General features: G+C 65.3%; 10 protein-coding genes, 2 tRNA genes and 1 pseudogene. 7 read left to right on the top strand and 6 right to left on the bottom strand.

Going from position 1 to position 12653, the window contains the following annotated elements; genetic code table 11:
* Nucleotides 1–136 precede the first annotated feature (136 nt).
* Nucleotides 137–772 (bottom strand): sigma-70 family RNA polymerase sigma factor, encoded by a 636-nt coding sequence (locus ACH4FH_RS33665; protein ID WP_398559739.1) that lies wholly within the window; start codon nucleotides 770–772, stop codon nucleotides 137–139.
* On the opposite strand from ACH4FH_RS33665, the gene ACH4FH_RS33660 reads away from it, so the two are divergent.
* On the top strand, nucleotides 771–1088 hold the full coding sequence (locus tag ACH4FH_RS33660; protein ID WP_398559738.1) for a zf-HC2 domain-containing protein: 318 nt from the start codon (nucleotides 771–773) through the stop codon (nucleotides 1086–1088). The genes ACH4FH_RS33665 and ACH4FH_RS33660 overlap by 2 nt on opposite strands.
* Before the next feature lie 210 nt (nucleotides 1089–1298).
* Here ACH4FH_RS33660 and ACH4FH_RS33655 read toward each other — a convergent pair whose 3' ends face one another.
* The gene (locus ACH4FH_RS33655) at nucleotides 1299–1856 is read right to left on the bottom strand and encodes a PE-PGRS family protein (RefSeq protein ID WP_398559737.1); all 558 of its coding nucleotides are present in this window, start codon (nucleotides 1854–1856) and stop codon (nucleotides 1299–1301) included.
* A gap of 258 nt (nucleotides 1857–2114) precedes the next feature.
* On the opposite strand from ACH4FH_RS33655, the gene ACH4FH_RS33650 reads away from it, so the two are divergent.
* Nucleotides 2115–3620 (top strand): PepSY-associated TM helix domain-containing protein, encoded by a 1506-nt coding sequence (locus ACH4FH_RS33650; protein WP_398559736.1) that lies wholly within the window; start codon nucleotides 2115–2117, stop codon nucleotides 3618–3620.
* Between the two features lie 214 nt (nucleotides 3621–3834).
* On the opposite strand, the gene ACH4FH_RS33645 is transcribed toward ACH4FH_RS33650, so the two are convergent.
* Nucleotides 3835–3925, bottom strand: a tRNA-OTHER gene (locus ACH4FH_RS33645).
* Between the two features lie 373 nt (nucleotides 3926–4298).
* Here ACH4FH_RS33645 and ACH4FH_RS33640 point away from each other — a divergent pair.
* Nucleotides 4299–4931 (top strand): response regulator, encoded by a 633-nt coding sequence (locus ACH4FH_RS33640; protein ID WP_398559735.1) that lies wholly within the window; start codon nucleotides 4299–4301, stop codon nucleotides 4929–4931.
* A 666-nt stretch (nucleotides 4932–5597) separates the two neighbouring features.
* Nucleotides 5598–5891 carry a hypothetical protein gene (locus tag ACH4FH_RS33635; protein WP_398559734.1) on the top strand — a complete coding sequence of 98 codons (294 nt, stop codon included), beginning with the start codon at nucleotides 5598–5600 and terminating at the stop codon, nucleotides 5889–5891.
* Between the two features lie 341 nt (nucleotides 5892–6232).
* Here the strand turns inward: ACH4FH_RS33635 and ACH4FH_RS33630 are convergent, their stop codons facing one another.
* Both ACH4FH_RS33630 and ACH4FH_RS33625 read right to left on the bottom strand, forming a co-directional pair.
* Nucleotides 6233–6703, bottom strand: a complete 471-nt coding sequence (locus ACH4FH_RS33630; RefSeq protein WP_398559733.1) for a hypothetical protein — start codon at nucleotides 6701–6703, stop codon at nucleotides 6233–6235.
* Nucleotides 6704–7342: 639 nt separating this feature from the next.
* Nucleotides 7343–9163 carry a DUF262 domain-containing protein gene (locus tag ACH4FH_RS33625; RefSeq protein WP_398559732.1) on the bottom strand — a complete coding sequence of 607 codons (1821 nt, stop codon included), beginning with the start codon at nucleotides 9161–9163 and terminating at the stop codon, nucleotides 7343–7345.
* 695 nt (nucleotides 9164–9858) lie between these two features.
* On the opposite strand from ACH4FH_RS33625, the pseudogene ACH4FH_RS33620 reads away from it, so the two are divergent.
* Nucleotides 9859–10434: pseudogene (locus tag ACH4FH_RS33620) on the top strand (tyrosine-type recombinase/integrase); the annotation flags it as partial.
* Nucleotides 10435–10531: 97 nt separating this feature from the next.
* Here the strand turns inward: ACH4FH_RS33620 and ACH4FH_RS33615 are convergent.
* Nucleotides 10532–10605 (bottom strand) — tRNA-Thr (locus ACH4FH_RS33615).
* A 181-nt stretch (nucleotides 10606–10786) separates the two neighbouring features.
* Between ACH4FH_RS33615 and ACH4FH_RS33610 the strand changes: the two genes are divergently transcribed.
* Nucleotides 10787–11923: an ABC transporter ATP-binding protein gene (locus tag ACH4FH_RS33610; protein WP_398559731.1), complete on the top strand. Its 1137-nt coding sequence runs from the start codon at nucleotides 10787–10789 to the stop codon at nucleotides 11921–11923.
* A 298-nt stretch (nucleotides 11924–12221) separates the two neighbouring features.
* The gene (locus ACH4FH_RS33605; protein ID WP_398559730.1) at nucleotides 12222–12638 is read left to right on the top strand and encodes a hypothetical protein; all 417 of its coding nucleotides are present in this window, start codon (nucleotides 12222–12224) and stop codon (nucleotides 12636–12638) included.
* Nucleotides 12639–12653 lie beyond the last annotated feature (15 nt).

Raw genomic sequence — 12653 nt, 5'->3', positions numbered from 1 at the left:
GGGGGGGTGGTGGGGGGGGGGGGGGGGGGGGGGGGGGGGGGTTTCGGGGGGGGGGGGGGGGGGGTGGTGGGGGGGGGGGGGGGGGCCCCCCCCCCCCCCCCCACCACCCCTCCCCCTCCCCTCGCCCCCTACGGAGTCACGCCACCGAACCGGACGCCTTCAACGACCGCCCCAGGGCACGGGGCATCACGGTCTCCGCGGAGTCCCCGCACGCCGGATCCCCGTCAGCGGCGTCGAGCAGCGCGACGAGCGTCTCCCGGGCCCGAGCGACCCTGGAACGGACCGTGCCCACAGGACAGCCGACGACAGCGGCCGCCTCCGCATACGGCAGCCCGAGCAGCTGGGTGAGCACGAACGCTTCCCGCCGAGAAGGATCGAGGGCGGAGAGCAGATCGGTCAGGGCGACACCCTCGTCGAAACCCGGACCGGTCTCACGCTGCACCTGCTCCGCCGCGACCTGCCAGTCGGCGAGCCCGGCGACCCGCGGCCTCGCGTTGTTGGCGCGGACCCGGTCGGCGACCGTACGCCGGGCGATGGTCAGCAGCCAGGTACGCGCCGAGGACCGGCCCTCGAACCCTGGCAGGCTGCGCAGGGCCCGCAGATAGGTGTCCTGCACCAAGTCGTCCGCGGCCTGGGCATCGCGGCTCAAGTACGTCACGTAGCGCAGCACATGACGCCGGGTGCCCCGCACGAAATTCTCCACCGCCTCCTCATCGCCCGTGCGGGCCGCCAGCGCCCACCGGGTCACCAGAGCATCCTCGGCCTCACGCATGCGCGTCCTCCCCTCGCCGGTCACCGTGCGACTCGGAGAGAATGGGCCGATGCACTGCTCCGTATCCCGCACCGCACTCTCCGCGCGCCTCGACGGCGAGTGCCTGCCGGAGGGCATCACCGATCAAGCGGTCCGCGAACACCTCGCGGGGTGCGTCGAGTGCAGCCATTGGGACCGCCAGGCCCGACGGCTGCGCTCCCTTTTTCAGGACGTGGCGGAGCCGGGGAGTGGGCGCGCCGGCGATCTGCTGGAACGGCTGAGGCGCGCGGGATGCGCCAACAGGCCCTCGACCGATACCGGTCGACCTGACGCTTGATACGTGGCCGTTGTGCGGCGTAGCGGGACGGATGGTTGGAACGAGATCGACCGTGGGCACCTGGGATGCCAACGTCCGGACAGGCGTCATCATCTGGAGTCCTTCGCGTGATCCGGTCGCCGTGACTACGGACGGACCGGCAGGGCCGGGTCCGGGCACGGCCGCCGCAACTGCCACTCGGCGACGGCCGCAACCCGGTATCAGCTGATGTCAGCGGACAGCCGGAGCCTGCGGAGGACCACGCAGCGACACCACATGGGCCAGCAGCCACTCACGCATGACCCGGCGCGGCCGCTGCTCCGGCACCCGGGCGGCGTGCCGAACTGCCGGAAGTACGGGGCGTTTCGCAGGGAGAAGCCGCCGGAAGAGGAAGAGGGAAACGGTCCGCACGACCCGGAAGACCGCCTGCTCCCCGCCCCACATCCACCAGGCGCTCAACGCCGCGACCACCATGTGCACCGCGACCATCGAGTGCCCGCCGCCCTGCATCTCCTCGTGCGGGGACCGAGGCATGCCGTGCATCGGGGCGCGACCGGCCCCACCGCAGAAGGCCACCTGTCCGAAAGCGAACGCCGTGTGGAGCACCGCCTGGGTGCCGGCCGTCAGCAACCCCACCACGACCGCCCCGCGCTCACGCCTGGCGAAGCACCACGCGCCGGCGGCAGCACTCGCGACAGCCGCGACCACTACGTGCCACGGCAGGGGCGCACCGGACGACCGCACGTGCCCGAGCGCCGTGAGCAGCACGCAGACGGTGGCGAACGCCACGGCCCGTAAGCCCCTGAGAACGCATCCGGATTCCATGTCGGGCCCAGCTTGCACCCCGCCCTCTCCTCCCGACCCCGGAGTGCGGAAGGTGCTCAATCCTTGAGCGAATTCGTCGAGCCCTGGCGCGGGCACCGCATCACCGGACGACCACCTAGGCGTGACGTGGGTCACACCACTCGCCTGGAACTCGTTCGCCCCTCCCGCCGACGACTGAGGTGATGGCTGGGTGGATGCCGGCCCACGCCTCAGAGGAGAAGGATGCCGAGCAACAGCGACACGGTCGGGCTCGCCCAGGACGACGCGGCGGATCGCACCCTGGACGAGGCCCCGGGGGGCGCCCCGGACGGCGCCCCGGATGGCGCAGAAGCGAACCCCTCCCACGGGCCTCAACCCGCCACTCCCTCACCGGGCGGGTGGGCGGCGCTGCGCCCCCTGCTGCTCCGCCTGCACTTCTACGCGGGCATCCTCATCGCGCCGTTTCTCCTCATAGCGGCTGTGACGGGCCTGCTGTACGCGGGTTCGTTCCAGGCGGAGAAGATCGTCTACGCACACGAGCTGCGCGTACCCGTCGGCGACCACCGGCTGCCGTTGACCCAGCAGGTCGCTGCGGCACGCTCCGCGCACCCGGAGGGCACGGTCAACGCCGTCCGTCCGGGCGCCGAACCGGATGCCACGACCCGCGTGCTGCTCGATGTACCCGGCCTGGAGGAGAGCCACCGGCTGGCGGTGTTCGTCGATCCCTACACCAGCAGGGTGCGCGGCGCCCTGGACAGCTACGGCAGTTCCGGAGCGTTGCCCCTGCGCACCTGGATCGACCAACTGCACGGCAGCCTCCTGCTCGGGGACGCCGGACGGCTCTACAGCGAACTCGCCGCCAGCTGGCTGTGGGTGGTGACGGCCGGCGGAGTCGCCCTGTGGATCGGCCGCCGCCGCCAGGCGAGCCGCTTGCGGCGGACACTGCTGCCCGAGCGAGCCGCCACCGGCCGCCGCCGAACCCTGTCCTGGCACGGCGCGGTCGGCATCTGGGCCGCCCTGGGCTTCTTCTTCCTCTCCGCCACCGGCCTGACGTGGTCGCAGTACGCCGGACAGAACGTCACCGACCTGCGGGCGGCGCTGTCCTGGGAGACCCCGGCCGTGTCCGGCGAGGCATCGGCACATCACCAAGGAGCCATGGACCACGGCTCCCACTCGATGCCCCGGGCGGACGTCGGAGTCGACCGAGTGCTGACGGCAGCCCGCGGCGAAGGGCTCTCCGACCCGGTCGAGATCACGTACCCGGCGAAGCCCGGCGCCGCCTACGCGGTGAAGCAGATCCGCACCACCTGGCCCGAGAAGCAGGATGCGGCGGCCGTCGACGGGGCGACCGGCTCGGTGACGGAGGTGGTGCGGTTCCAGGACTGGCCGCTGGCCGCCAAGTTGAGCCGATGGGGAATCGACGCCCACATGGGCCTGCTGTTCGGCCTCGCCAACCAGATCGCCCTGGCCGTCCTGATGATCGCGCTGATCTGCGTGATCGCCTGGGGCTACCGGATGTGGTGGCTACGCCGCCCGACCCGAACCGACCGTCGCAGCGCAGGCCGCCCCCCTGCCCGCGGAGCATGGCGCCGCATCCCACCGCACATACTCGCCCCCTCACTCCTCCTCTCAGCAGCAACCTGCTACTTCATCCCCCTGCTGGGCATCCCCCTGCTCGCCTTCCTGGCCGGCGACCTTGCCATCGGAACCCTCCACCGACACCGCGACCGCCGGCCTGCGGCCGACTGACGGGCAGGCGGTGGTGAATCTGCCCCGACGCCCTCCGCATGACCGTCTACACGTAGGTGGCGCAGGACACACAACGTGAAGCGATGAGCCGCATGAACCTGCAGCCGAGCGGCGGATCACTCCTGCCCGACCGCCGACGCCGTCGAAGCCCCCCAGAAACGCCGGAAGCCCCAGGCCATCACCGGCCCGGGGCTTCTTCCCTGGTGAAGCTAAGAGCCCCCTGTCGGATTCGAACCAACAACGAGCTGCGGCTCCTCCCATGGTCAGGGCCCGAGGGCAACCCCTGCTACTTGAGTACCGAGGGCAGCGGCTTCCTGTCCCCCTGGCTGACAACACCGAAGCGGTGCAACTGGAAATGACGGACGAACGACGGAGGCGATGAGGGCCCCAGCTTCCAGCGGCGGCCTTCGGCTAACAGCGACACACCGAACGGTAGGGGACCCCAGACTGAGTATGGGGTCCCCTACCGTTCGATCGGGCGGCGGTGGCACCGCACTGAACACCCGCTGCAAGGAGTTCGATAGTCGCCTCCTGCCCCACACGTCTGGGTCTCCAACCGAGGCGCTGGGCCCCCTCACGGATGCGGCTGTGCGCCGACGCTGACGTTAGCCGTAGACGTCGGCTGGAGTTTCGCCGAAGTGGCTGCGCGACTCACCCGTTGACTCTGATGATGTTGAGATGTCCGACACCCTTTGGCTCAAGCTCATAGGCACGCTCCCCGCCGTTCTCTGGGTGGCCTTCGCCAGCCTTGTGTACTTCACCTTACGAGGAACGATCATGCAGCGACTGGTCCCACGATTAACTGCGGTGCGAGCCCTGGGGGTCGAGGTTGAGCTCGCTGGCGAACTACTTGACCGAGCTCAAGACGAGAGTCAGGCCTCGGTCTCTGCGACAGCCAGGCGCACAGCCCTGGGCCGCCTGGAACATGCCGCAGATGTGCTCCAAGGGGGCAAGATGCTGTGGGTCGATGATCGCCCCGAGGGTAATGCGCCGCTCGTGGAGCTCTTCCGGACAGCTGGCATGCACATTGATATTGCCTTATCTACCAAGGAGGCCACGCCTCTCTTTCGCCGTAGGCCATACGACGTCATCATCAGCGACATTGACCGTAGTGGCGACCGGCAAGCAGGGATCAAGATGCTTCGCTTACTGGAGCAGTACCACCTTGATGTGCCTGTGCTGATCTACACAGGGAGGTTCAACCCCGAGAGGGGCGTTGACCGCAGGATCTTCGCAGCTACCACCGCACCGGTCGACCTGGTCCACTACGTCATCGATCTCATGGAGCGGGCTCGCCTGGGATCATTGTGACTCCCAGTGGGCAGAGCCCCGGGCAGAGTCAACTATGCCCACCAGGGGAGCAACGCTGAACGGGCTGCTCAAAACTGGTGCTGTCGGGCGCCCTTGATGTCAGCCATCGAGTCAGTACGACGAGCTGAAGTCTCCGGGTGCAGGCAAGGTCCGTCCAGTGTGGCAGATCGTCTACGACGACCCAGGTCAGAGCGTGGTGGGTCCGGTCAACTCCCGTGCCCCTCTGTCATCGTGGCCGGACTAGCACGGCCCAAGGGCTCCCTGCACGCCGATCACCATGGCGCCGCCCCCTTGAGCAAGTTGGCCCACTCGTCCAGGATGTGCCGAGTGAGTGGTTGGAGTGATCTCGCAGGCCAAGCCGTCAGTTCCTTACTGGGAACACTGGTGGGTGGCGCAATAACTGTCCTGGTCGCGCGCTGGCAGACCATTAAGACAATTGGGTCCCAAGGCGAGCTGGCCACCTCTCAGCAAGCCGAAGCTGCGAGACTCGCCAGCTCCGAGAGGGAGCGTCAACGTTCCGCCGATGCTGCACGTCAGTTACTTGAGCGGCTGGCTGACCTCTACGACTGGTTACCGTCGCTGCCGGACATAGGGGCGGACCAGCCCACCCTGAGCTCTCATGCGCGCGAGCAGTGCGCTTCAGCCATGGAAACAATCCGTCGGGGCATGCACACTGACCTCTTTTTGATCAGCGACATGCACGTCCGGGACCGCTACCGAACGCTGGTGAAGCTCGCCTACGACGTGGGCTGGCGCGGCATAGGCCGCGAGCATCGGGAGCGACAGATAAGAGACGTACGAAACTACATGCGCTACGTACAATTCTCGCTAGAGGCCGTCGTTGACGGAGCCTCTCGTCCTGATCATGTTCCCGCACCAGTACTCGAACGCGGCAACTCAGAGGCTTGGCTCCCTCCAGCCCTGCCCTGGCACTGGGGAGACCCGGCCGACGGCACCTGACTCACACCCTGCTTGCACGTCTATTTCCGCTTCCCACGGGCGACATGCCCTCCCAGCTTCAAGTCAACTGCGAACCCACCCGGCTCCACGCATTGACCGATCAGGGGGTAGAACCGCTTTAGGAGTTCGCTCGGGTACCCCTCTCACACCTGGAACCAACCGGCTGGTCATGCCACGCCAAGCCGCCCTCGACCGCTGCCATCCACGGCTGTTGATGTCATCTGTGAGTGTCAGGTGCCGGGACGCCGCCGGGGCGTCAGGACCCCTCGACGGCTCCAGTTCCTCCTTGACCGCCTCGTCCAGGCGCTCAAGGGACATGAGAGCCCGCTTCCTCCCGGCAGCTACGAACGGTGAAGCTCGTGCAGTGAGTTGACCTGCCCAATCCAGAACTCAAGTTTCGCCGTTGCGGAGGAGCCCTTGGAAAGCAGGTTGAGCTGCTGCGCGAGTGTGTAGAAACCAGGCCCGGCGTCGTTCGCGCCGAGGTAGTGGACCAAGGCGGAGATCATGAGCCTGCTCTGAGGGTAGTCCCGCTCCACTATCAGTCCAAGCAGGTGGCCCATCGCCGCCCGTTCGTCCGCCTGCTCGAAGTCGAAGCCAGGAAGTCCGGTCCGCCGGGTCAGCACAGAGTTCATCTCCGTGTAGGTCGTGACCTTGCGGAGCTGTGCCCGCTCAACGAGGAACTTCAAGCCGGCACTGGCCAACTGATCCCATGCCTCACCACTCCGGCCGTACATCGCCCACCCCCTGCGCTCGCGGTCCAGGCGCCTGAGTATGCCGAACAGACCGACCTGGCGGAGCGGCTTGGAGCGCACAGGGCTCCGGAGGGCGCTTCGGTCCCCGGCGTATGCGCAGGTCACAAGCATTTTATGACCGACAAGACATGGTTCGTCCACAGATGGTCCACGGCCCACTTTCGGATCAAGACGCTCCTGGTCGCGATAGTCCAGCGAGTACAGCCAGAACGGAAGTGATTCTCTGAGTGAGGTGATCTTCGGTGACCACAGGGCCATCGTTCCGTTTTTCAGCAGGAGGTAGGGCTATGGACGAGGGATGGCGTCATTTCTCATTGAAGTCATGGAATTGGCCGCTAGGGCTGAAGCTTGGGCGCACCCCATGAAGCAAACCCAGCGTGACCTATTCCCACCACTACACCAGCACCTTACGAACCCTGATCTACCGGCGGGGCGTGAGATCCTTTGGGAAGTGATCCGTACGGCGGATGACGCTGTGACCCTACGGAAGTACAGGCCGGAAGGTTATCGGGAGGCGATGAGCGCCATTGTCATGTCCGACACCCTCGACTTGTACGTGAATGCAGGATTCGTAAGCAAGCGACTTGCCCTTCAGGAATGAGCGTCGCCACTCGCTCGCACTTACAGGCATGGCCGCCACGCGCTTGACGCCCGAGGCGGTGATGACAAACCAATGCCGACTTAGATTACCTCCTGCGCCTATAGCTTCCAAACTCGATCCAACGCGTCGTCTGCCAGGAAACGCGTCCTCGCCTCAATTTGTGCATCAGACGGGAAATCCGTGGCGCTCGCTTCCCACATAGCGAGTTGCGGATCGAAATACGCTCTCCCCTTCTTGAAGTCCTCGATCTTGGACGACAACGGAGCGTCCCCAAGGGAGCTGTTAAGTCGAGCGGTGAGCAGCGTGAGATTGCCTATCGAGTAGACCGGGTTGCGATAATTCGCCGAAGCCTTTGATTGCGGCTTTATATGCTCAATAGACCACGTCGCGAGATTCTGCCCTGCCGGCAGCAAGTCTTGCAACTTTGCGAACGACATCAGGACATAAGCGATGAAAATCTTGCGAGATCGAAGTTTCTGCGCCTGAGTTAGCTGAAGCGAGGGCGCATAGAACAAAGAGCAAAATGCTTGATGAGCTCTCGCGTGATCGGGCAGACTTGCACGAAGCTTTTCTTCCAAGTCCTTGATGGCCAACGCCACGTCACCGACAGACTTAGCACCCTCCAAGCGAACGGCAAAGCGATTATACCGACCTCGCGTACCACCAGTCGACCCACTATTCGTTAGTGCAGTATATTGAAAATGGAAAGATTCAACGAGCCTCAAAACTTCAACGATTTGCGCCTGTTTGATCAATCTTGTTTCCCGGAACTTGCGAGCCACAGCAAGGACCGTCGAGTTGGCTACGGAGACATTGAAAATCGCAAGTGCACGAACACTATCAACAAATTCCGATACCGCGAAAGCATTGCGTACACCAGCAGCTTTCGGCTGGACCTGCACATGCTCAGCCTCTAACCACTCATAGGTCTCCGCATCTCGTTCAAGTTCCTGCAGATAGGAGAGGTGCGCGGCTGGACTGGTACCCACGATGCGACTAATCTCCTTGAACAGTTCAGGCTCCTTCACCGCCTCACGTCGCGAGTTCCAGGACTGCCAAATGAATCTGTCGACGACATCCGCACTCATACGATCCGCCTGAACGCGGTTGATCAGTCGGTCCCAACGATCGGCGACCGCTTGTCGATCTTTGGTGTCTGCAGCGCCTCCGCGGATCAGAAGGTTCTTAACGAGGTCTGACAGCCGCAAGTCTGCTCCGCGCGTATTCAACGTCTCAAAGACCAGAAAGCCGTCTTCCTCAGAAGCCAACTCAACCTGGATTACACGCGCCTTCAAAGCGTTTGACCGAATGGACTTAAGGCGCTCGACCTGCCTATTCGGCGTCAAATCCTTGACGGCAGCGAGAACCTTCGCCTCAAAGAAGGCTCGCGCCTCTCCGATCCGCTTAGCGCTTCCATTCCATACTGACCCAGATGGAATGGCAGTCGGATTTTGGATCACTTCGTAGAACATATTCTCGGGCCGCCGCAAAACAGGGTGACTCTTGCCATCATCGTCTTTGGCCATTAGGTACTTCTGAGTAGCAACCGCCTGACTTTTAGCTACATCAGTGTCGAAATCATCGACGTCAAAGTATTTAGTAGCCACATCACTCAATGCGTCACGAACAACGGATAGAAGGATTGCGCTCGTGGTCAGCCTCTGTTGGCCGTCGATGATTGCGTACGTGTCGTTGAAGAGATCCCTCTTCTCGCTGACCCACGTTACTGTGGACCCGAAGAAAAAATCACCCTTCGCCAAGATGACATCGTCCCAAAAATCGGTGAGCTGCTCCTGCGACCAGCTGTATGGCCGCTGAAAGTTTGGAACCTCATACAGGCACTGTTGGAAACAATTCTGTATGGTCTTTGTCTGGCTCTTAATCGGAATCAGCTCATGGCTCGAAATCGCCTCAGACATCCCCAACCCCCATACCTCGTCCCGAATTATGTCGACTTGAACAGTAGCGCAAGCTCAAGGATCCGCGCATGTGCTTGCATGGCAACTCAACACCTCGTACGGCGTGACAGGGGCTACCTAGCTCAGTCAGGCTCGGCCTGGTTACCCTGCGGCTTGATAGAGCCTTTTGTCCCGTGAATTCGCCAAGAGGCCGGACTTAGCAGTGTCCGGAACACTAGCGGATGACAAAGGTCGGCGGAGCGACTTTGGCCGGGAGCTGCATTGGGGCGAGTGATCATGACCCCGTAAGCTCATGGCGAGTCGGGCAATCTGCGGACCTGCCCGGTAAAACACGACGTTGGGGCCATGATCCTCGAGGCTCGGCCCCAAAGTGGCTGGCTAGAGTCGTGGAGCCGACCACCCCAGCCACGGGGCAACGGCCACGGCGGCGAGGTAGCCCGCGGGGAACCGCCGCCGCGATCCGGCCTCTTCGGTAACACAAAGCGTCTGTGGCCTGCTGTGCGGCAATCCCCTGTACCTGATGGCCCAGTGCTGGGTTTTGGCCGCTGAGTGGTGGCGCCGGGCGGGCGACGGTGCGCGGCCGGTTGCAGAGGCATGGAGGCGGCGCGACGGCGACCGGCCGGCGCCCCCGCGCGCGTGCGGCTCCTCGGTCCTTGGATCGATCCCGACTTGTTGGGCACCCCGGGTCTCATGGTCTCGAAGAGGCCCGCCGCGATCCGCTCTACGCGGCCTTCGTCCTCGGCATCGCGATGGGGCTCCGCCGTGGTGAGGTCCTCGGGCTCCGTTGGTCGGACGTGAACCTGGACGGCCGCGTCATCCGCATCAGCAATCAGGTGCAGCGCATCGGCGGCGAGCTGTACCAGGACACCACCAAGACCGGGAAGATCCCTCCCGTACCGCTGCCCCTGATCTGCCTGGCCGCTCTCCGCTGGCACCGCCTCCACCAGGCCCACGAGGCAGAGAAGCGGGGCACCGAGCTGGACCCCTCCGGGCTCGTCTTCACCACCCGATCCGGCCGCCCGATCGAGCCGCGGAACCTGAATCGCTCCTTCTCCCGGCTCACCGCCTCGGCCGGCCTCCGCCCGATCCGTCTCCACGACGCCCGGCACGGCTGTGCCACCCTGCTGACCGCGGCCGGCGTGGCGCCGCGCGTCCTGATGGAGATCCTCGGCCACAGCCAGATCAGCCTGACCATGGACGTCTACACCCACGTCGCCCAGGACACGCAGCGGGAAGCGATCAGTCACATGGACCGGCTCCTGAAACGGCGGCTCGTACCTCGACTGACCGACCCCGTTGATGTCACCCGTAGATGTCAGAAGCCCCAGGCCGCATCCGGCCCGGGGCTTCTTCCCTGGTCACACTCAGAGCCCCCTGTCGGATTCGAACCGACGACCTTCGCTTTACAAGAGCGGTGCTCTGGCCAGCTGAGCTAAGGAGGCGTGCGTGAAGAAGTGTACCCAGGCGCGCCGGATGCCGGTCCCCGGGTTTTCGTGACCGTAAGGCTACTGACACCAGCCCATGGCGACGGTAGCGTCACGCCGAAGTCCACAGCAGTGGACCACATCACTCCTTTTACTCGGATCGTCCGGCACGTTCCTGCCGGTGAAGGGACACATCACCATGGCTACGGTCACGTATGACCAGGCAACCCGCGTCTACCCGGGTTCCGAGAAGCCCGCCGTCGACAAGCTCGACATCTCCATCGAGGACGGCGAGTTCCTCGTCCTCGTCGGGCCGTCCGGCTGCGGCAAGTCCACCTCGTTGCGCATGCTCGCGGGGCTGGAGGACGTCGACGGCGGCGTCATCCGCATCGGGGACCGCGACGTCACCCACCTTCCGCCCAAGGACCGGGACATCGCCATGGTGTTCCAGAACTACGCGCTCTACCCGCACATGACGGTCGCCGACAACATGGGCTTCGCGCTCAAGATCGCCGGCGTGCCGAAGGCCGAGATCCGGCAGAAGGTGGAGGACGCGGCGAAGATCCTCGACCTCACGGAGTACCTGGGGCGGAAGCCGAAGGCGCTCTCCGGTGGTCAGCGCCAGCGCGTCGCGATGGGCCGTGCGATCGTCCGGGAGCCGCAGGTCTTCCTCATGGACGAGCCGCTGTCCAACCTGGACGCCAAGCTCCGCGTGCAGACCCGTACGCAGATCGCCGGCCTGCAGCGCCGCCTGGGGATCACGACGGTCTACGTCACCCACGACCAGGTCGAGGCCATGACGATGGGCGACCGTGTCGCGGTTCTCAAGGACGGCCTGCTCCAGCAGATCGACTCGCCCCGCAACATGTACGACCGCCCGGCGAACCTCTTCGTCGCCGGTTTCATCGGCTCCCCCGCGATGAACCTCGTCGAGGTGCCGATCACCGACGGCGGCGTGAAGTTCGGCAACAGCGTCGTCCCGGTCAACCGTGAGGCGCTGACCGCGGCCGCCGACAAGGGCGACACCACGGTCACGGTCGGCGTCCGCCCGGAGCACTTCGAGATCGTCGAGCGGAACGGTGCCGCCGCGAAGTCGCTGTCCAAGGAGAGCGCGGACGCCCCGGCGGGCCTGGCCGTCACGGTCAACGTCGTCGAGGAGCTCGGCGCCGACGGCTATGTCTACGGGACGGCCGAGGTCGGCGGCGAGGTCAAGGACCTGGTGGTGCGGGTTAATGGCCGCGAGGTGCCGGACAAGGGCGCGCGGCTGCACGTCGTGCCGCGGCCGGGCGAGACGCACGTCTTCTCGACGTCGTCGGGCGAGCGCCTCACCGACTGAGCGGAGCGGGCCGCAGCGCCCACCGGAAAGCGGGAAGAGCGGCGGCGCCGGGTTCACGGACCCGGCGCCGCCGCGCGTTTCCCGTAAGTCCCCGGGCCTCGGTCCGCGCGCGTTCCCCCTACGTCCCCCGGGCCCCGGTCCCGCCCTCGCCCGCGTGTCGACAAAACCCCCGGCAAAACCCCCAGACGCGACTTTTCTCGCCGGTACGTCAACTCAATAACCGCACCGACGAGCCATCCGTCCCTCGATAAGGTGACCAAATGTCGCCAAATCATCACTCCTCGCTACCATCACGTCCGTGAACTCCGCAGCCCGCCGTATCGGCCGAACTCTCGCCCTTGTCCTCCCCGTCGTTCTCGTCCTCTCCGGAACACTCGCGGTCACCCGCGTTCCGTGGGCGTCGACGGCCACCGAGTCGCAGGTGCTGACCGCGTCCTCCGGAAAGGCCTCCACCAAGGCCGGCCCCCGAGCCCCCCAGGACGTCCTCCGCAAGCGTCTCCTCGTCGAACTCCAGGAGAAGGATCCCGGCGTCGCCCTGACCCACCTCCAGAAGGCGACCACCGCACGGCCCTCGCTGGCCAAGCACTGCGCGTCCATCGCCCGCGCCCTCGGCCGCGCCGCGGTCGCCAAGTACGGCGCCGCACACCGCGCCCAGGCCTTCTCCCGGCCGGTCTGCGACACGTCCTTCGCCACGGGCGTCGCCACGTCCCAGTAACCGCCCTCCGCACCA

The organism is Streptomyces sp. NPDC017993 (assembly GCF_044328065.1).
Taxonomy (GTDB): domain Bacteria; phylum Actinomycetota; class Actinomycetes; order Streptomycetales; family Streptomycetaceae; genus Streptomyces.
The sequence above is the reverse complement of the archived record's forward strand: the minus strand, read 5'-3'. Positions and strand labels throughout refer to the sequence as shown.